The sequence below is a fragment of the Escherichia sp. GZ89 genome, assembly GCF_019366485.1.
GTDB lineage: Bacteria > Pseudomonadota > Gammaproteobacteria > Enterobacterales > Enterobacteriaceae > Escherichia > Escherichia fergusonii.
The window spans coordinates 42,994-61,150 of sequence record NZ_JAEOHX010000006.1; the positions used below are offsets into that span (position 1 = coordinate 42,994).

Consider the following 18,157-nt stretch of genomic DNA (forward strand, 5'->3'; position numbering starts at 1 on the left):
TATTAACTGTGTGGTCTGATCTCAATTTATTGACGAAGAGGATTAAGTATCTCATGGCTGAATGGAGCGGCGAATATATCAGCCCATACGCTGAGCACGGCAAGAAGAGTGAACAAGTCAAAAAGATTACGGTTTCCATTCCTCTTAAGGTGTTAAAAATCCTCACCGATGAACGCACGCGTCGTCAGGTGAACAACCTGCGTCACGCTACCAACAGCGAGCTGCTGTGCGAAGCGTTTCTGCATGCCTTTACCGGGCAACCTCTGCCGGATGATGCCGACCTGCGTAAAGAGCGCAGCGACGAAATCCCGGAAGCGGCAAAAGAGATCATGCGTGAGATGGGGATTAACCCGGAAACGTGGGAATACTAAAGCGGAAAAGAGCGGCGCGGAGTTAACCAGCCGCTTTTTTCATACATGGACGTTTAACTATGAAATACAGGCTACTGATCCTCAGCCTGCTGGTTTCTGTGCCTGCCTTTGCCTGGCAGCCGCAAACTGGCGACATCATCTTTCAAATCTCTCGCTCATTGCAAAGTAAAGCGATCCAACTGGCGACCCATTCCGATTACAGCCACACCGGTATGCTGGTGATGCGTAACAAAAAGCCCTACGTTTTTGAAGCGGTCGGCCCGGTGAAATACACCCCGCTCAAGCAGTGGATCGCCCACGGTGAAGATGGCAAATACATTGTTCGCCGCGTTGAAGGCGGACTGAATACCGAACAACAGCAAAAACTGGCGCAAACGGCAAAACGTTATCTCGGCAAACCGTACGATTTCAGCTTCTCGTGGAGTGATGATCGCCAGTACTGTTCGGAAGTAGTGTGGAAGGTTTACCAGAACGCACTGGGAATGCGCGTGGGTGAACAGCAAAAACTGAAAGAGTTCGATCTCAGCAACCCGCTGGTTCAGGCGAAGCTCAAAGAACGTTACGGGAAAAATATTCCGCTTGAGGAAACGGTGGTCTCGCCACAAGCCGTTTTCGATGCGCCACAACTCACCACAGTCGCCAAAGAATGGCCGCTGTTTTCGTGGTAATGGATGATGAAAAAAATAATTCCCGCCGTAGTCTGTTTGTTGCTTTGTAGTTGCACGACCTTTCCGCAAGCTGTCGCTCCGGTAAACAATGACTTTGCAGGTCAGCATAATATTTATATTGTCAGTCACGGCTGGCATACCGGGATTGTGGTGCCCGCTGCAAACGTTAATCGCGTTTTACCGCAACTCGACGCGAGATTTGCGCAACCAAAATGGTATGAAATCGGCTGGGGCGATAAAGGCTTTTATCAGGCACAGGAAATTACCAGCAGCCTGACACTACAGGCGATGTTCTGGTCTACTGGCGCAGTAATGCATGTGGTGGCGTTCTCTGCCCCACCTGAACGCTATTTTCCTGGCAGTGAAGTTAAGCCACTGACAATTAACAACGGTCAACTTTCGACCTTAATGTTATTTATTGGTCGGAGCTTTTCCCGTAGCGACGCGGGAAATATTATTCCGCTCAAAAAAGGCATTTATGGTGACAGCCAGTTTTATGCCGCGAATGGTCGCTATGGGATTTTAAATACCTGTAATAAATGGACGGCAAAAGGGTTACAAAGCGCGGGGATAGAGATTGAACCAGCTTTAAAATTGACGGCAGGAAGTGTGATGAGCGCAATGCCTTAAAGTTTTTCAGGCACAAAAAAAGCGCCGTGCGGCGCTTTTTTCGGAAATCCGGTCTTATTTGCTGCCCGGGATGTTGAAACGCTTGTTGAAGCGGTCAACACGGCCACCGGTAGCAACATCACGCTGTTTGCCAGTGAAGAACGGGTGGCACTTGCTGCACACGTCGAGGTTCAGATCATGACCAACGGTGGAGCGGATTTTCATTACGTTACCGCAAGAGCAGCTAGCAGTAATTTCTTCGTATTTCGGGTGAATATCTTTTTTCATGGGAAAACCTCGGTTTAAGGCCGCGTCGCTCTTCCAGCCCTAACGCCAGACACCACGCGATGTTTAAAGTATAGTTTGACACGATCATTTCGTATCAAAGGCGCCGAATCATACAGAAATTAACCAGCGTATGCAAACTGATCCGCACTCCTCTACGGCAATGTGTATACTGTTCCACCGAATTTCAAGTCAGGATGATGCTATGCCCGTTGCTCACGTTGCCTTGCCCGTTCCGCTTCCTCGTACCTTTGACTATCTGCTGCCAGAAGGCATGACGGTTAAAGCCGGGTGTCGCGTGCGCGTGCCGTTTGGCAAACAGCAGGAGCGTATCGGGGTTGTGGTGTCAGTTAGCGACGTCAGCGAGCTGCCGCTTAACGAGCTGAAAGCGGTAGTAGAAGTGCTGGACGTTGAGCCGGTATTTACTCACTCCGTCTGGCGATTACTGCTATGGGCCGCGGATTACTATCATCATCCGATTGGCGATGTGCTGTTTCATGCCTTGCCGATTTTACTGCGCCAGGGGCGGCCTGCGGCGAACGCGCCGATGTGGTATTGGTTTGCCACTGAACAAGGTCAGGCAGTGGATCTGAACAGCCTGAAACGCTCACCCAAGCAACAACAGGCGCTGGCAGCGTTACGGCAAGGCAAAATCTGGCGTGATCAGGTTGCCACGCTCGAATTTAATGATGCCGCGTTGCAGGCGCTGCGCAAAAAAGGTCTGTGTGATTTAGCAAGTGAAACACCAGAGTTTAGCGACTGGCGCACGAACTATGCCGTTTCTGGTGAACGGTTGCGATTGAATACCGAACAGGCCACCGCTGTTGGCGCAATTCATAGCGCGGCAGATACTTTTTCTGCCTGGCTGCTGGCGGGTGTTACCGGTTCCGGTAAAACGGAAGTCTATTTAAGCGTGCTGGAAAACGTGCTCGCTCAGGGCAAACAGGCGCTGGTGATGGTGCCGGAAATCGGCCTGACACCGCAAACTATTGCCCGTTTTCGTGAGCGGTTTAATGCGCCAGTGGAAGTTCTGCATTCCGGCCTGAACGACAGCGAGCGTCTTTCGGCGTGGTTGAAAGCGAAAAATGGTGAGGCGGCGATTGTGATCGGCACCCGCTCCGCGCTGTTTACGCCGTTTAAAAATCTCGGTGTGATTGTCATTGATGAAGAGCACGACAGTTCCTACAAGCAGCAGGAAGGCTGGCGCTATCATGCCCGCGACCTGGCGGTGTATCGTGCGCACAGCGAGCAAATCCCGATTATTCTTGGCTCCGCAACGCCCGCGCTGGAAACGTTATGCAACGTCCAGCAGAAAAAATACCGCCTGCTACGCCTGACCCGTCGGGCAGGGAATGCGCGTCCGGCAATTCAACACGTGCTGGATTTAAAAGGTCAGAAGGTGCAGGCTGGTCTGGCTCCGGCGTTAATCACCCGTATGCGCCAGCATTTACAGGCCGACAACCAGGTTATCCTCTTTCTTAACCGCCGTGGCTTTGCGCCTGCCTTGCTGTGCCACGACTGCGGCTGGATTGCCGAATGCCCACGTTGCGATCACTACTACACGCTGCATCAGGCGCAACAGCATTTGCGCTGTCACCACTGTGACAGTCAGCGTCCGGTGCCGCGCCAGTGCCCTTCCTGCGGTTCCACGCACCTGGTCCCCGTGGGGCTGGGCACCGAACAGCTTGAACAGACGCTTGCGCCGATGTTCCCCGGCGTGCCCATTTCTCGTATCGACCGCGATACCACCAGCCGCAAAGGGGCGCTTGAACAACAACTGGCGGAAGTGCATCGCGGCGGCGCGAGGATTTTGATCGGCACGCAAATGCTGGCGAAAGGTCACCACTTTCCGGATGTGACGCTGGTGGCATTACTGGACGTAGACGGCGCGCTGTTTTCTGCCGATTTTCGCTCGGCAGAGCGTTTTGCCCAACTTTATACCCAGGTGGCTGGCCGTGCCGGACGTGCGGGTAAACAGGGCGAAGTAGTGCTGCAAACGCACCATCCTGAACATCCGCTGTTGCAAACGTTGCTCTATAAAGGCTACGACGCCTTTGCCGAACAGGCGCTGGCTGAGCGGCGAATGATGCAACTGCCGCCATGGACCAGCCATGTGATTGTGCGTGCGGAAGATCATAACAATCAGCACGCGCCATTGTTCCTGCAACAACTGCGTAATCTCATCCTCTCCAGCCCGCTGGCAGACGAGAAACTCTGGGTTCTCGGCCCGGTTCCGGCGCTGGCTCCTAAACGTGGCGGTCGCTGGCGCTGGCAAATTTTGTTGCAGCACCCTTCCCGCGTACGCTTACAGCACATCATCAATGGTACGCTGGCGCTTATTAATACAATACCGGATTCCCGCAAGGTGAAATGGGTGCTGGATGTCGATCCCATCGAAGGCTAATGCGCAAACGTTGCGAGGCGGATCGAAAAATTTAATATTCATCACACTTTTAATGAAAATTCTGTAACCGCTTCCACTAACTATCTGATAAAAATGTGTCGAAAACGAGTTAAACAAGGATTGTTCTGCGCCAGAGTTTCAGGCGAGGAGAGAAAGTGAAGCTGAAGAAGCAGGTGACTGCCGCTACAATGAAAGATGTTGCACTGAAGGCAAAGGTCTCCACTGCAACTGTGTCCCGCGCGTTAATGAATCCAGATAAAGTCTCCCAGGCAACACGTAGCCGGGTTGAACAGGCCGCCAGGGAAGTAGGGTATTTGCCGCAAACTATGGGGCGAAACGCGAAACGTAATGAATCACGCACCATTCTGGTGATTGTCCCGGATATTTGCGATCCCTTCTTTCATGACGTTATCAGGGGTGTTGAAGTCACAGCTGCCGAACAGGGATATCTGGTATTAATTGGCGATTGCGCCCATCAGAATCAGCAAGAAAAGACGTTTATCAATTTAATTGTTACTAAACAAATCGATGGCATGGTGCTGTTGAGTTCCCGCTTGCCATTTAACGCCAGCGTAGAAGAGCAGCGTAATTTACCGCCGATGGTGATGTCGAACGAATTTGCCCCGGAACTGGAGTTACCTACAGTTCATATCGACAACCTTACGGCATCATTTAACGCAATCAATTATTTGCTCAGTCTTGGGCATCGGCGTATCGGTTGTATCGCCGGGCCGGAAGATATGCCCTTCTGCCACTATCGCTTACAAGGGTACGTGCAGGCGTTGCGTCGTAATGCCATCACCGTTAATCCACACTATATTGCCCGCGGTGATTTTACTTATGAGGCAGGTGGCAATGCGTTAAAGCAACTGCTCGATCAACCAGAACCGCCAACAGCTATCTTTTGCCATAGCGATGTCATGGCTGTTGGGGCTATCTCCAGTGCTAAACGTATGGGGCTGAAAGTCCCGGATGATGTGTCAATTATGGGATTCGACAATATCGCCCTGGCCGAACATTGTGATCCGCCACTGACCACTATCGCCCAACCGCGTTACGAGATTGGTCGTGAAGCCATGCTCTTATTACTGGAACAAATTCATGGCCACGATGTGAGTAATGGATCCCGATTAATGGGCTGCGAACTGATCGTTCGTGAATCCACACGCGCTTTAACATAAAGTCACTGGCTTTAAGACTTCCGTGTCTGGTCAAAGGCCCGTCGCTTAAGTAACATGGCGGGCTGATGAACGAATAAATACAGCGAAACGATAGTGGCACAACGAGATTATGTACGTCGCGGCCAACCGGCTCCTTCGCGGCGCAAAAAGAGCACTTCACGGAAAAAGCAACGCAACATGCCTGCGGTATCACCGGCAATGGTCGCTATTGCCGCTGCAGTTCTTGTGACCTTTATCGGCGGTCTGTACTTCATTACCCATCACAAGAAAGAAGAGTCCGAGACGCTGCAAAGTCAAAAAGTGACCGGAAACGGACTCCCCCCCAAACCAGAAGAGCGCTGGCGTTACATTAAAGAGCTGGAAAGTCGCCAGCCTGGTGTGCGTGCGCCAACAGAACCTTCTGCAGGTGGCGAAGTGATCAATCCTGACCAGTTAACGCCTGAACAGCGGCAGCTACTGGAGCAAATGCAGGCTGATATGCGCCAGCAGCCGACGCAATTGGTTGAAGTTCCATGGAATGAACAGACGCCAGAACAGCGTCAGCAAACGCTTCAACGTCAGGCACAGCAGCGTCAGATTCAGGCGGCTCAACAGCAGCAGCGACAGGCTGAGCAGGCATATCAGCAACCGCGTACCGCGCAAGCTCAGCAACCACCGCGCCAGACGCAGCAGACACGCCAGGCGGCTCAGCAGCCGTACCAGGATCTCCTGCAAACGCCAGCACACACTGCCGCGCAGCCTAAGTCACAGCAAGTCGCGCCTGTTAGCCGGGCCGCTGATGCGCCAAAACCAACGGCTGAGAAGAAAGACGAACGTCGCTGGATGGTGCAGTGTGGCTCGTTTAAAGGTGCCGAGCAGGCAGAAACCGTACGTGCGCAATTGGCTTTTGAAGGGTTTGATTCCAAAATTACCACCAACAATGGCTGGAATCGTGTGGTGATTGGCCCGATTAAAGGGAAAGAAAATGCCGACGGCACCCTGAATCGCCTGAAGATGGCGGGTCACACAAACTGTATTCGACTCGCTACCGGGGGTTGAAACCCTCAAAATCCCCCCCATCTATAATTGCATTATGCCCCGCACAATTGTGCGGGGTTTGAATTCTGTATTCCTAACCAAGGGGTCTGCTCGTGACAACTATAGTAAGCGTACGCCGTAATGGCCACGTGGTAATCGCCGGTGATGGTCAGGCCACACTGGGTAACACCGTAATGAAAGGCAACGTGAAAAAAGTTCGCCGCCTGTATAACGATAAAGTGATCGCGGGCTTTGCTGGCGGTACTGCGGATGCCTTTACGCTGTTCGAACTGTTTGAACGTAAACTGGAAATGCATCAGGGCCATCTGGTTAAAGCCGCTGTTGAGCTGGCGAAAGACTGGCGTACCGATCGCATGTTGCGCAAACTTGAAGCACTGCTGGCAGTCGCGGATGAAACTGCATCGCTTATCATCACCGGTAACGGTGACGTGGTGCAGCCAGAAAACGATCTTATTGCTATCGGCTCCGGCGGCCCTTACGCCCAGGCTGCGGCGCGCGCGCTGTTAGAAAACACTGAATTGAGTGCTCGTGAAATTGCTGAAAAGGCGTTGGATATTGCAGGCGACATTTGCATCTATACCAACCATTTCCACACCATCGAAGAATTAAGCTACAAAGCGTAAGGATCTCCCATGTCTGAAATGACCCCACGCGAAATCGTCAGCGAACTGGATAAACACATCATCGGCCAGGATAACGCCAAGCGTTCCGTGGCGATTGCACTGCGTAACCGCTGGCGTCGCATGCAGCTTAACGAAGAGCTGCGCCATGAAGTGACCCCGAAAAATATCCTGATGATCGGCCCGACCGGTGTCGGTAAAACTGAAATCGCTCGTCGTCTGGCTAAGCTGGCGAATGCGCCGTTCATTAAAGTTGAAGCGACCAAATTCACCGAAGTGGGCTATGTAGGTAAGGAAGTGGATTCTATTATTCGCGATCTGACCGATGCCGCCGTGAAAATGGTACGCGTCCAGGCTATTGAGAAAAACCGTTATCGCGCTGAAGAACTGGCAGAAGAACGTATTCTCGACGTGCTGATCCCACCGGCTAAAAACAACTGGGGACAGACCGAACAACAGCAGGAACCGTCCGCTGCTCGTCAGGCATTCCGCAAAAAACTGCGTGAAGGCCAGCTCGATGACAAAGAAATCGAGATCGATCTTGCCGCAGCACCGATGGGCGTTGAAATTATGGCGCCTCCGGGAATGGAAGAGATGACCAGCCAGCTGCAGTCCATGTTCCAGAACCTGGGCGGTCAGAAACAAAAAGCGCGTAAACTGAAAATCAAAGACGCCATGAAGCTGCTGATTGAAGAAGAAGCGGCGAAACTGGTGAACCCGGAAGAGCTGAAGCAAGACGCTATCGACGCTGTTGAGCAGCACGGGATCGTGTTTATCGACGAAATCGACAAAATCTGTAAGCGCGGCGAGTCTTCCGGTCCGGATGTTTCTCGTGAAGGCGTTCAGCGTGACCTGCTGCCGCTGGTAGAAGGTTGCACCGTTTCCACCAAACACGGGATGGTCAAAACTGACCACATTCTGTTTATCGCTTCTGGCGCGTTCCAGATTGCGAAACCGTCTGACCTGATCCCGGAACTGCAAGGCCGTCTGCCGATCCGTGTTGAGCTGCAGGCACTGACCACCAGCGACTTCGAGCGTATTCTGACCGAACCGAATGCCTCTATCACCGTGCAGTACAAAGCACTGATGGCGACCGAAGGCGTGAATATTGAGTTCACTGAGTCGGGCATTAAGCGTATCGCGGAAGCGGCATGGCAGGTAAACGAATCCACCGAAAACATCGGTGCTCGCCGTTTACACACCGTTCTGGAGCGTTTGATGGAAGAGATCTCCTACGACGCCAGCGATTTAAGCGGTCAATCTATCACCATCGACGCAGATTATGTGAGCAAACATCTGGATGCGTTGGTGGCAGATGAAGATCTGAGCCGTTTTATCCTATAATCGCGTTCAATCATTTTCATCATTGTTTGATGGGGCTGAAAGGCCCCATTTTTATTGGCGCGTATTATGACTGAACAACAAATTAGCCGAACTCAGGCGTGGCTGGAAAGTTTACGACCTAAAACCCTCCCCCTCGCCTTTGCTGCAATTATCGTCGGGACGGCGCTGGCATGGTGGCAAGGTCACTTCGATCCGCTGGTCGCCCTCCTGGCACTGATTACCGCCGGACTGCTGCAAATTCTCTCTAACCTCGCCAATGATTACGGCGATGCGGTAAAAGGCAGCGATAAACCTGACCGCATTGGACCACTGCGCGGCATGCAAAAAGGTGTGATTACCCAGCAAGAGATGAAACGGGCGCTGATCATCACTGTCGTTCTGATTTGCCTCTCCGGGCTGGCACTGGTTGCAGTGGCATGTCATACACTCGCCGATTTTGTTGGTTTCCTGATTTTGGGTGGGCTTTCAATTATTGCCGCGATCACCTACACCGTAGGCAATCGCCCATATGGATATATTGGCCTCGGTGATATTTCTGTCCTGATTTTCTTTGGCTGGCTAAGTGTGATGGGAAGCTGGTATTTGCAGGCGCACACTCTGATTCCGGCGCTGATCCTTCCGGCGACGGCGTGTGGGTTGTTAGCAACAGCGGTACTGAATATTAATAACCTGCGCGATATCAATAGCGACCGGGAGAATGGCAAAAACACGCTGGTGGTGCGTTTAGGGGAAGTGAACGCACGTCGTTACCATGCTTGTCTGCTGATGGGCTCGCTGGTGTGTCTGGCACTGTTTAATCTGATCTCTTTACATAGCGTTTGGGGCTGGCTGTTCCTGTTGGCGACACCGCTGCTGGTGAAACAGGCGCGCTATGTCATGCGCGAAATGGAACCTGCCGCGATGCGCCCAATGCTGGAACGCACAGTAAAAGGGGCATTATTGACTAACCTTTTGTTTGTTTTAGGGATTATCTTAAGCCAGTGGTTGGCATAACTGACAAATATCAATTAACAATTGATGATTTTGCCAACAACCCACATAGCGCGATATACTGAAAATTCTCGCAGCAACTGAATGTTAAGCCTATGAAATACGATACTTCCGAGCTTTGTGACATCTATCAGGAAGATGTCAACGTCGTGGAACCGTTGTTCTCCAACTTTGGCGGACGGGCGTCGTTTGGCGGACAAATCATCACGGTAAAATGTTTCGAGGACAACGGGTTGCTGTACGATCTGCTCGAACAGAATGGCCGTGGTCGTGTTCTTGTCGTTGATGGCGGTGGTTCTGTTCGTCGCGCACTGGTCGATGCTGAGCTGGCGCGTCTGGCAGTACAAAATGAATGGGAAGGCCTGGTCATTTACGGCGCGGTGCGTCAGGTAGATGACCTGGAAGAGCTGGATATCGGCATCCAGGCAATGGCCGCAATTCCGGTCGGTGCCGCAGGCGAAGGCATTGGCGAAAGCGATGTCCGCGTCAACTTTGGCGGTGTCACTTTCTTCTCTGGCGACCATCTCTATGCCGACAATACCGGGATTATTCTTTCTGAAGATCCGCTGGATATTGAGTGATAAAAAAGGCACCGCAAGGTGCCTTATACCGCAAAGTAATTACGCGAAAGAAGAAGCGTAATCAGACCTCTTCCATGCGACCCAGCAGGGCCTGCAGACGTTCCTGCCAGCCGTTCTGCTGTTCTTTCAGATGGTTGTTCTCACGCTCCAGCTCTTCGCGCTGATGCTGGGCATTTTGAACTTCCTGCGACAGTGAGTTGTTTTTTTCTTTCAGCTCTTCGATTTCCATCTGCAACAGAGTGATGGTATCAATCGCCTGCTGTACTTTTGCTTCCAGTTTCTCAAACACTTCTAATGACATTGTCATACCTCTCCTGAATTGCAAGGCGTTGATGGATATCCACTTGATCCCGTCCCGATAACCGGTGACGCCTTAATAAAAACGAGACACTAACTTTAACTCCGATTGTATGAAGCCACGCTATCGCTGTCCAGCGGCATCCCGCGCAGATTGCGGTTTGCAACACTTTTCATCCTTCTCCTGGCGACATAATCAAAATAAATCAATTTCATTAACATATTTGTTAAACAAATAATCATCGCCAGGCACCGCAAAGAAAATCATCCTCGCTAAATCGCGCGATATCGCTCATTATTTGACATAGCACACACATTTAGAGTTCGATATTTCTCGTTTTTGCTCGTTAACGATAAATTAACAGTGTACCTTCAGCCAAAGCGAAGATTCCTACCACTTCGCATACATAAATAAGTCTACAATTCAGGATCCGATTATGAGTCAAACCTCAACCCTAAAAGGCCAGTGTATCGCTGAATTTCTCGGTACCGGGTTACTGATATTCTTTGGTGTTGGCTGCGTTGCCGCCCTAAAAGTGGCTGGCGCAAGCTTTGGTCAGTGGGAAATTAGCGTTATCTGGGGATTAGGTGTAGCAATGGCGATCTACCTGACGGCTGGCGTTTCCGGGGCTCATCTGAACCCTGCGGTGACCATTGCACTGTGGCTATTTGCCTGTTTCGACCGTCGCAAGGTGATCCCTTTTATTATTGCGCAATTTGCCGGGGCTTTTTGCGCAGCGGCATTAGTGTACGGGCTTTATTACAATCTCTTCGCAGACTTCGAACTGACGCATCATATTGTTCGTGGCAGCATTGAAAGTGTTGATCTGGCGGGCACTTTTTCAACTTACCCCAATCCTCATATCAATTTTGTGCAGGCCTTCGCAGTGGAAATGGTGATTACCGCTATCCTGATGGCTCTGATTCTGGCGCTGACGGACGATGGTAATGGCGTACCTCGTGGCCCGCTGGCTCCCTTACTTATTGGATTACTGATTGCGGTGATTGGCGCTTCTATGGGGCCACTCACCGGATTTGCAATGAACCCCGCACGTGATATCGGGCCGAAAGCCTTTGCCTGGTTAGCTGGCTGGGGAAACATTGCGTTTACTGGCGGTAAAGATATTCCTTACTTTCTGGTGCCACTGTTTGGCCCTGTGGTTGGCGCGATTGTCGGTGCGTTCGCCTATCGCAAGCTAATAGGCCATCATTTACCGTGTGATACCTGCAAGGTGGAAGAAAAGGACGCCACTGTACCTACACAACAAAAAGCTTCGCTGTAATGTGACTACGGGACAACTAAACATGACTGAAAAAAAATATATCGTCGCGCTCGACCAGGGCACCACCAGCTCCCGCGCGGTCGTGATGGATCACGATGCCAATATCATTAGCGTGTCGCAACGCGAATTTGAGCAAATCTACCCAAAACCGGGTTGGGTAGAACACGACCCAATGGAAATCTGGGCCACCCAAAGCTCCACGCTGGTAGAAGTGCTGGCGAAAGCCGATATCAGTTCCGATCAAATTGCAGCTATCGGTATTACGAACCAGCGAGAAACCACTATTGTCTGGGAAAAAGAAACCGGCAAGCCTATCTATAACGCCATTGTCTGGCAGTGCCGTCGTACCGCCGAGATCTGCGAGCATCTCAAACGCGATGGCATGGAAGAGTACATTCGTAACAACACCGGTCTGGTGATTGACCCGTACTTCTCTGGCACCAAAGTGAAGTGGATCCTCGACCATGTGGAAGGCTCTCGCGAGCGTGCTAAGCGCGGCGAACTGCTGTTTGGCACCGTTGATACCTGGCTTATCTGGAAAATGACTCAGGGCCGTGTCCACGTCACCGATTACACCAACGCCTCTCGTACCATGTTGTTCAACATCCATACCCTGGACTGGGACGACAAAATGCTGGAGGTGCTGGATATTCCGCGCGAGATGCTGCCAGAAGTGCGTCGTTCTTCCGAAGTGTACGGTCAGACTAACATTGGTGGTAAAGGCGGCACGCGTATTCCAATCTCCGGGATCGCCGGTGACCAGCAGGCGGCGCTGTTCGGTCAGTTGTGCGTGAAAGAAGGGATGGCGAAGAACACCTATGGCACTGGCTGCTTTATGCTGATGAACACCGGCGAGAAAGCGGTGAAATCAGAAAACGGTCTGCTGACCACCATCGCCTGTGGCCCAACTGGCGAAGTAAACTATGCGCTGGAAGGTGCGGTGTTTATGGCAGGCGCATCCATTCAGTGGCTGCGCGATGAGATGAAGCTGATTAATGACGCCTACGATTCCGAATATTTCGCCACCAAAGTGCAAAACACCAACGGTGTGTATGTGGTTCCGGCCTTTACCGGGCTGGGTGCGCCATACTGGGATCCGTATGCGCGCGGGGCGATTTTCGGTCTGACTCGTGGAGTGAACGCTAACCACATTATACGCGCGACGCTGGAGTCTATTGCTTATCAGACGCGTGACGTGCTGGAAGCTATGCAGGCCGATTCTGGCATTCGTCTACACGCCCTGCGCGTGGACGGCGGCGCAGTGGCAAACAATTTCCTGATGCAGTTCCAATCCGATATTCTCGGCACGCGCGTTGAACGCCCGGAAGTTCGCGAAGTCACCGCATTGGGTGCGGCCTATCTTGCTGGTCTGGCGGTAGGCTTCTGGCAGAACCTCGACGAGCTGCAAGAGAAAGCGGTGATTGAGCGCGAGTTCCGTCCTGGCATCGAAACCACCGAGCGTAATTACCGTTACGCTGGCTGGAAAAAAGCGGTTAAACGCGCGATGGCGTGGGAAGAACACGACGAGTAATCCGCTATCGTCCATAGCCTGAAATCGTGCGGGGGCAACCCCGCACACATCAATAATCCAGCCCTTCCCCTGTGCTACACTTCGCGCCATTCCTTACTGCTTAGAGTTTGCTATGAGACGAGAACTTGCCATCGAATTTTCCCGCGTCACCGAATCTGCGGCGCTGGCTGGCTACAAATGGTTAGGACGCGGCGATAAAAACACCGCGGACGGCGCGGCGGTTAACGCCATGCGTATTATGCTCAACCAGGTCAACATTGACGGCACCATCGTCATTGGTGAAGGTGAAATCGACGAAGCACCGATGCTCTACATTGGTGAAAAAGTCGGTACCGGTCGCGGCGATGCGGTAGATATTGCTGTTGATCCGATTGAAGGCACGCGCATGACGGCGATGGGCCAGGCTAACGCGCTGGCGGTGCTGGCAGTAGGCGATAAAGGCTGCTTTCTCAACGCGCCGGATATGTATATGGAGAAGCTGATCGTCGGACCGGGAGCCAAAGGCACCATTGACCTGAATCTGCCACTGGCAGATAACCTGCGCAATGTTGCGGCGGCGCTCGGCAAACCGTTGAGCGAACTGACGGTAACGATTCTGGCTAAACCACGCCACGATGCCGTTATCGCAGAAATGCAGCAACTCGGCGTGCGCGTGTTTGCCATTCCGGATGGAGACGTCGCGGCCTCAATTCTCACCTGTATGCCAGACAGCGAAGTTGACGTGCTGTATGGCATTGGTGGCGCGCCGGAAGGCGTGGTTTCTGCGGCGGTGATCCGCGCATTAGATGGTGACATGAACGGTCGTCTGCTGGCGCGTCATGACGTTAAAGGCGACAACGAAGAAAATCGCCGCATTGGTGAGCAGGAGCTGGCACGCTGCAAAGCGATGGGCATCGAAGCGGGTAAAGTGTTGCGTCTGGGCGATATGGCACGCAGCGATAACGTCATCTTTTCCGCCACCGGTATTACCAAAGGCGATCTGCTGGAAGGCATTAGCCGCAAAGGCAATATCGCGACTACCGAAACGCTGCTGATCCGCGGCAAGTCACGCACCATTCGCCGCATTCAGTCCATCCACTATCTGGATCGTAAAGATCCAGAAATGCAGGTGCATATTCTCTGAGTGATTTGATCGATTGAGCCTTCCAGTCCTTCGGGACTGGAATTTTTTTGTTCGGAGAACGAAGATAAGGCAAGTCAATCAAAACAGGAGAAAAACATGGCTGATTGGGTAACAGGCAAAGTCACTAAAGTGCAGAACTGGACCGATGCCCTGTTTAGTCTCACCGTTCACGCTCCCGTGCTTCCGTTTACCGCCGGGCAATTCACCAAACTTGGCCTTGAAATTGACGGTGAACGCGTTCAGCGTGCCTACTCTTACGTTAACTCGCCCGATAATCCCGATCTGGAGTTTTACCTGGTGACCGTCCCCGATGGAAAATTAAGCCCACGATTAGCGGCACTGAAACCGGGCGATGAAGTACAGGTGGTTAGCGAAGCAGCTGGCTTCTTTGTGCTGGATGAGGTCCCTGACTGCGAAACACTGTGGATGCTGGCAACCGGTACAGCGATTGGCCCTTATTTATCGATTCTGCAACTGGGCAAAGATTTAGATCGCTTCAAAAATCTGGTCCTGGTTCACGCCGCACGTTATGCCGCCGACTTAAGCTATTTGCCACTGATGCAAGAACTGGAAAAACGCTACGAAGGGAAACTGCGCATTCAGACGGTTGTCAGTCGGGAAACAGCAGCGGGTTCGCTCACCGGACGGATACCGGCATTAATTGAAAGCGGTGAACTGGAAAAGGCAGTTGGCTTGCCGATGGATAAAGAAACCAGCCATGTGATGCTGTGTGGTAATCCGCAAATGGTGCGCGATACACAACAGCTGCTGAAAGAGACCCGGCAGATGACGAAACATTTACGTCGTCGACCGGGCCATATGACAGCGGAGCATTACTGGTAAGCGGTTACTTGTCGATAAACGGCACGATCAGCAGGTCTGCCGTCGACTTGTTGATCACACCGCGATAGGCAGGCATCAGACGATTGATAAACGAGTGGTGATGACCACAAATCAACAAGTCACATTGCTCATGCTGAATAACCTTCACCAGTGATTCCGGCATCTCACCCTGCTCAATTCTGAGTTTTGTCTTAGGCCACTGTATATTTTTCGTCAATTTATACAGTTTGTTATCAGTATTATTTTTCAATAGCAGAAGGATATCTTCTGTCTCAGGGAAATATACGCCGGGATACAATTCGCTAAGACCATCATCAATGTGAATTAAGGTCAGGTGGGCATCATTATGTCTGGCGATCTCCAGGGCTTTGTTCACCAGTATTGCGTCTTCTTCATTCCCGGAAACAGCAACAGCAATATGTTTATAAGCCATGATTTACTCCTTCAAAAATTGATTCCATCAAGACACTGAACGCAGTGATAATTCAAAGATAATCATCTCAGCCTGGCACGAGAAAGTGAAGGAAGCGTCCAGCTCTACCTGCTTATCAACATCTTTGATCTGGTAAGCCACGCTGACCCCGTCATCTGCAGAAGACGCGGCAGTGGCACGCTCTCTCAATTTTGCCATAAAGGATTCTGCTTCTTCGCGGTTGGCAAACAAGCGTGACACTTTACTGGTACAGTTGTCATTATCGATAACAGTACCAATATCAATTGCGCATCCTTTAGTACTGCATTTATCCACGACATCTTTCATAGTGTACCTCTGAATATTCGCCTCTCTATCGAGTTCCTTTAAAGAATAATGCGTCGCCATGGGAATAACAAACAAGTAATGAATTTATCATTTACCATTTTTTTTGATATCGATTAAGGTATTTTGTGGAGGCGTTTTTTCCGGGATTGTTGCTGTGTTGAAAATAACAATCCCGGCTATAAAATAATAATATGAGATATATTATCGCTTAGCGGCTTGATTCTTGATCAGCTTTAAACTTCACTTCCTGGGTATCTTTACCGAATTTATTTTCCCCTTGTGTACCCACAAAAGCGCCAAGATCGATAAGCATCATCACCAGAATCAGTGTCGGGATAAATCGTCCAACTGCCCATTGCCAGACGCCCGGCAACATCGCCCAGTTTCCAGCCAGAAGCATCCACGCCACAATCATTAAAAAAGCCCATGCGCCGGAACGCCCACGATCATGCAAGCGCTTCACAGTTACTGCAGCTGTTGGCCAAAGCAGGCACACTAGGCAAAACGCCGCCGTCTGAATATCGAGTAAATTTTTACTCGCCAGCGAGAACAGAACCAGCATGCCAACAAACCACAGGCCAATCCAGATCCAGAAATCACGGCGTCCAATACGCCCTTTAAATGAGAATAACCACTGCTGTAGGGTCATGTAAGTTCCTTGATGATAGTCTTTTCCAGGATTTTACCCTTTTGACAAGGCCGACAGATATCGATTTAATCGAACACAGACAAAACGAAAGGTATGACAGATGAAGCCCGGATGTGCGCTATTTTTACTTTTTTTCTCCACCATAACCGCAAGCGTTGCGGCACTGGCGGATACGCCATCCCAGTCGAAAGCTGCACCTTACCTGCTTGCAGGCGCTCCGACTTTCGATCTCTCCATCAGTCAGTTTCGTGAAAATTTTAATCGTCAGAATCCCCCCCTTCCCCTGAATGAATTCCGTGCCATCGACAGCAGTCGCGACAAAGCCAATCTGACACGAGCAGCCAGTAAAATTAACGAAAATTTGTATGCGTCCACGGCACTGGAGCACGGCACGTTAAAAATTAAAAGTATGCAAATTACCTGGTTACCGATTCAGGGGCCGGATCAAAAATCGGCAAAAGCGAAAGCCCTGGAATACATGGCTGCGTTAATTCGCAGTGTTGCACCACTAATGACTAAAGAACAGAGTCAGAAAAAACTGCAACAATTGCTAAGCGCAGGCAAAAGTAAACGTTACTACGCCGAAACCGAAGGTGCGATCCGCTATGTTGTAGCAGATAACGGCGAAAAGGGGCTGACCTTCGCTGTTGAACCGATTAAGCTGGCGCTATCTGAATCGCTTGAAGGTTTGAATAAATGACAAAAAGCAAAGCCTTTGTGCCGATGAATCTCTATACTGTTTCACAGACCTGCTGCCCTGCGGGGTGGCCATCTTCCTTTATTCGCTTATAAGCGTGGAGAATTAAAATGCGACATCCTTTAGTGATGGGTAACTGGAAACTGAACGGCAGCCGCCACATGGTTCACGAGCTGGTTTCTAACCTGCGTAAAGAGCTGGCAGGTGTTGCTGGCTGTGCGGTTGCAATCGCACCACCGGAAATGTACATCGATATGGCGAAGCGCGAAGCTGAAGGCAGTCACATCATGTTGGGTGCGCAGAACGTGGATCTGAACCTGTCTGGTGCGTTCACCGGTGAAACCTCTGCTGCAATGCTGAAAGACATTGGCGCACAGTACATCATTATCGGTCACTCTGAACGTCGTACTTACCACAAAGAATCCGACGAACTGATCGCAAAAAAATTTGCTGTACTGAAAGAACAGGGTCTGACTCCGGTACTGTGCATCGGTGAAACCGAAGCGGAAAATGAAGCGGGCAAAACTGAAGAAGTTTGTGCACGCCAGATCGACGCGGTACTGAAAACGCAGGGTGCTGCCGCATTCGAAGGCGCGGTAATCGCTTACGAACCAGTATGGGCAATCGGTACTGGCAAATCTGCAACTCCGGCGCAGGCACAGGCTGTTCACAAATTCATCCGTGACCACATCGCTAAAGTTGACGCTAACATCGCTGAACAAGTGATTATCCAGTACGGCGGTTCTGTAAATGCGTCTAATGCTGCAGAACTGTTCGCTCAGCCGGATATCGACGGCGCGCTGGTGGGTGGTGCTTCTCTGAAAGCTGACGCCTTCGCAGTGATCGTTAAAGCTGCCGAGGCGGCTAAACAGGCTTAAGCCTG

At 51.3% G+C, this 18,157-nt stretch carries 21 protein-coding genes; 16 read left to right on the forward strand and 5 right to left on the reverse strand.

Annotated features, from left to right (window positions below; genetic code table 11):
* Nucleotides 1-53: 53 nt before the first annotated feature.
* The 3 genes from metJ to K0335_RS11500 are packed head-to-tail and all read left to right on the forward strand — an operon-like array spanning nt 54 to nt 1,669.
* Nucleotides 54-371, forward strand: coding sequence for a met regulon transcriptional regulator MetJ (gene metJ, locus K0335_RS11490; RefSeq protein ID WP_000852812.1), 318 nt, complete (start codon nt 54-56; stop codon nt 369-371).
* 59 nt (nt 372-430) lie between these two features.
* The gene (locus K0335_RS11495) at nt 431-1,039 is read left to right on the forward strand and encodes a YiiX family permuted papain-like enzyme (RefSeq protein WP_219393833.1); all 609 of its coding nucleotides are present in this window, start codon (nt 431-433) and stop codon (nt 1,037-1,039) included.
* 6 nt (nt 1,040-1,045) lie between these two features.
* On the forward strand, nt 1,046-1,669 hold the full coding sequence (locus K0335_RS11500) for a TIGR02117 family protein (RefSeq protein ID WP_000720776.1): 624 nt from the start codon (nt 1,046-1,048) through the stop codon (nt 1,667-1,669).
* Between the two features lie 54 nt (nt 1,670-1,723).
* Here K0335_RS11500 and rpmE read toward each other — a convergent pair whose 3' ends face one another.
* A complete protein-coding gene (gene rpmE, locus K0335_RS11505) occupies nt 1,724-1,936 on the reverse strand; it encodes a 50S ribosomal protein L31 (protein ID WP_000710769.1) in 213 nt (70 codons plus the stop codon).
* 202 nt (nt 1,937-2,138) lie between these two features.
* Here rpmE and priA point away from each other — a divergent pair, with 202 nt between their 5' ends.
* The 7 genes from priA to rraA all read left to right on the forward strand — a co-directional run bounded on the left by priA (nt 2,139) and on the right by rraA (nt 10,091).
* Nucleotides 2,139-4,337: a primosomal protein N' gene (gene priA, locus K0335_RS11510; RefSeq protein ID WP_001361702.1), complete on the forward strand. Its 2,199-nt coding sequence runs from the start codon at nt 2,139-2,141 to the stop codon at nt 4,335-4,337.
* A gap of 155 nt (nt 4,338-4,492) precedes the next feature.
* Nucleotides 4,493-5,518, forward strand: coding sequence for a DNA-binding transcriptional regulator CytR (gene cytR / locus K0335_RS11515; RefSeq protein WP_219393834.1), 1,026 nt, complete (start codon nt 4,493-4,495; stop codon nt 5,516-5,518).
* A gap of 93 nt (nt 5,519-5,611) precedes the next feature.
* On the forward strand, nt 5,612-6,556 hold the full coding sequence (ftsN, locus tag K0335_RS11520; protein ID WP_002431812.1) for a cell division protein FtsN: 945 nt from the start codon (nt 5,612-5,614) through the stop codon (nt 6,554-6,556).
* Nucleotides 6,557-6,648: 92 nt separating this feature from the next.
* Nucleotides 6,649-7,179 (forward strand): ATP-dependent protease subunit HslV, encoded by a 531-nt coding sequence (hslV, locus tag K0335_RS11525; protein ID WP_000208242.1) that lies wholly within the window; start codon nt 6,649-6,651, stop codon nt 7,177-7,179.
* A gap of 9 nt (nt 7,180-7,188) precedes the next feature.
* Nucleotides 7,189-8,520, forward strand: a complete 1,332-nt coding sequence (gene hslU / locus K0335_RS11530) for an HslU--HslV peptidase ATPase subunit (RefSeq protein ID WP_001293345.1) — start codon at nt 7,189-7,191, stop codon at nt 8,518-8,520.
* 66 nt (nt 8,521-8,586) lie between these two features.
* The gene (menA, locus tag K0335_RS11535; RefSeq protein WP_002431813.1) at nt 8,587-9,513 is read left to right on the forward strand and encodes a 1,4-dihydroxy-2-naphthoate polyprenyltransferase; all 927 of its coding nucleotides are present in this window, start codon (nt 8,587-8,589) and stop codon (nt 9,511-9,513) included.
* Nucleotides 9,514-9,605: 92 nt separating this feature from the next.
* The gene (rraA, locus tag K0335_RS11540) at nt 9,606-10,091 is read left to right on the forward strand and encodes a ribonuclease E activity regulator RraA (protein ID WP_000872908.1); all 486 of its coding nucleotides are present in this window, start codon (nt 9,606-9,608) and stop codon (nt 10,089-10,091) included.
* A gap of 61 nt (nt 10,092-10,152) precedes the next feature.
* On the opposite strand, the gene zapB is transcribed toward rraA, so the two are convergent.
* Entirely contained in the window at nt 10,153-10,398 is a 246-nt protein-coding gene (zapB, locus tag K0335_RS11545) for a septal ring assembly protein ZapB (protein WP_001296623.1), read from the reverse strand.
* A 427-nt stretch (nt 10,399-10,825) separates the two neighbouring features.
* Between zapB and K0335_RS11550 the strand changes: the two genes are divergently transcribed.
* The 4 genes from K0335_RS11550 (at nt 10,826) to fpr (ending at nt 15,168) form a co-directional block, all read left to right on the forward strand.
* On the forward strand, nt 10,826-11,671 hold the full coding sequence (locus tag K0335_RS11550) for an MIP/aquaporin family protein (protein ID WP_000084279.1): 846 nt from the start codon (nt 10,826-10,828) through the stop codon (nt 11,669-11,671).
* Between the two features lie 22 nt (nt 11,672-11,693).
* Nucleotides 11,694-13,202 carry a glycerol kinase GlpK gene (gene glpK / locus K0335_RS11555; protein ID WP_000136798.1) on the forward strand — a complete coding sequence of 503 codons (1,509 nt, stop codon included), beginning with the start codon at nt 11,694-11,696 and terminating at the stop codon, nt 13,200-13,202.
* Nucleotides 13,203-13,314: 112 nt separating this feature from the next.
* A complete protein-coding gene (gene glpX / locus K0335_RS11560) occupies nt 13,315-14,325 on the forward strand; it encodes a class II fructose-bisphosphatase (protein WP_001250644.1) in 1,011 nt (336 codons plus the stop codon).
* A gap of 96 nt (nt 14,326-14,421) precedes the next feature.
* Nucleotides 14,422-15,168 (forward strand): ferredoxin--NADP(+) reductase, encoded by a 747-nt coding sequence (fpr, locus tag K0335_RS11565; RefSeq protein ID WP_000796318.1) that lies wholly within the window; start codon nt 14,422-14,424, stop codon nt 15,166-15,168.
* 4 nt (nt 15,169-15,172) lie between these two features.
* Here the strand turns inward: fpr and uspD are convergent, their stop codons facing one another.
* From uspD to K0335_RS11580, 3 genes are all read right to left on the reverse strand, one after another.
* Nucleotides 15,173-15,601, reverse strand: a complete 429-nt coding sequence (gene uspD / locus K0335_RS11570) for a universal stress protein UspD (RefSeq protein ID WP_000323545.1) — start codon at nt 15,599-15,601, stop codon at nt 15,173-15,175.
* A 27-nt stretch (nt 15,602-15,628) separates the two neighbouring features.
* Nucleotides 15,629-15,928, reverse strand: coding sequence for a DUF406 domain-containing protein (locus K0335_RS11575; protein WP_000655996.1), 300 nt, complete (start codon nt 15,926-15,928; stop codon nt 15,629-15,631).
* Nucleotides 15,929-16,136: 208 nt separating this feature from the next.
* A complete protein-coding gene (locus K0335_RS11580) occupies nt 16,137-16,577 on the reverse strand; it encodes a DUF805 domain-containing protein (RefSeq protein ID WP_000175060.1) in 441 nt (146 codons plus the stop codon).
* A 100-nt stretch (nt 16,578-16,677) separates the two neighbouring features.
* Here K0335_RS11580 and K0335_RS11585 point away from each other — a divergent pair, with 100 nt between their 5' ends.
* The gene (locus K0335_RS11585; protein ID WP_219393835.1) at nt 16,678-17,277 is read left to right on the forward strand and encodes a YiiQ family protein; all 600 of its coding nucleotides are present in this window, start codon (nt 16,678-16,680) and stop codon (nt 17,275-17,277) included.
* A 107-nt stretch (nt 17,278-17,384) separates the two neighbouring features.
* On the forward strand, nt 17,385-18,152 hold the full coding sequence (gene tpiA, locus K0335_RS11590) for a triose-phosphate isomerase (RefSeq protein ID WP_001216325.1): 768 nt from the start codon (nt 17,385-17,387) through the stop codon (nt 18,150-18,152).
* Nucleotides 18,153-18,157: the final 5 nt, after the last annotated feature.

Excerpts from the sequence above, each read along its gene's own strand:
- metJ (WP_000852812.1), top strand. The coding sequence starts at position 54 with ATGGCTGAATGGAGCGGCGAATATATCAGCCCATACGCTGAGCACGGC.
- K0335_RS11495 (WP_219393833.1), top strand. The coding sequence starts at position 431 with ATGAAATACAGGCTACTGATCCTCAGCCTGCTGGTTTCTGTGCCTGCC.
- K0335_RS11500 (WP_000720776.1), top strand. The coding sequence starts at position 1,046 with ATGAAAAAAATAATTCCCGCCGTAGTCTGTTTGTTGCTTTGTAGTTGC.
- rpmE (WP_000710769.1), bottom strand. The coding sequence starts at position 1,936 with ATGAAAAAAGATATTCACCCGAAATACGAAGAAATTACTGCTAGCTGC.
- priA (WP_001361702.1), top strand. The coding sequence starts at position 2,139 with ATGCCCGTTGCTCACGTTGCCTTGCCCGTTCCGCTTCCTCGTACCTTT.
- hslU (WP_001293345.1), top strand. The coding sequence starts at position 7,189 with ATGTCTGAAATGACCCCACGCGAAATCGTCAGCGAACTGGATAAACAC.
- menA (WP_002431813.1), top strand. The coding sequence starts at position 8,587 with ATGACTGAACAACAAATTAGCCGAACTCAGGCGTGGCTGGAAAGTTTA.
- rraA (WP_000872908.1), top strand. The coding sequence starts at position 9,606 with ATGAAATACGATACTTCCGAGCTTTGTGACATCTATCAGGAAGATGTC.
- zapB (WP_001296623.1), bottom strand. The coding sequence starts at position 10,398 with ATGACAATGTCATTAGAAGTGTTTGAGAAACTGGAAGCAAAAGTACAG.
- K0335_RS11550 (WP_000084279.1), top strand. The coding sequence starts at position 10,826 with ATGAGTCAAACCTCAACCCTAAAAGGCCAGTGTATCGCTGAATTTCTC.
- glpK (WP_000136798.1), top strand. The coding sequence starts at position 11,694 with ATGACTGAAAAAAAATATATCGTCGCGCTCGACCAGGGCACCACCAGC.
- glpX (WP_001250644.1), top strand. The coding sequence starts at position 13,315 with ATGAGACGAGAACTTGCCATCGAATTTTCCCGCGTCACCGAATCTGCG.
- fpr (WP_000796318.1), top strand. The coding sequence starts at position 14,422 with ATGGCTGATTGGGTAACAGGCAAAGTCACTAAAGTGCAGAACTGGACC.
- uspD (WP_000323545.1), bottom strand. The coding sequence starts at position 15,601 with ATGGCTTATAAACATATTGCTGTTGCTGTTTCCGGGAATGAAGAAGAC.
- K0335_RS11575 (WP_000655996.1), bottom strand. The coding sequence starts at position 15,928 with ATGAAAGATGTCGTGGATAAATGCAGTACTAAAGGATGCGCAATTGAT.
- K0335_RS11580 (WP_000175060.1), bottom strand. The coding sequence starts at position 16,577 with ATGACCCTACAGCAGTGGTTATTCTCATTTAAAGGGCGTATTGGACGC.
- K0335_RS11585 (WP_219393835.1), top strand. The coding sequence starts at position 16,678 with ATGAAGCCCGGATGTGCGCTATTTTTACTTTTTTTCTCCACCATAACC.
- tpiA (WP_001216325.1), top strand. The coding sequence starts at position 17,385 with ATGCGACATCCTTTAGTGATGGGTAACTGGAAACTGAACGGCAGCCGC.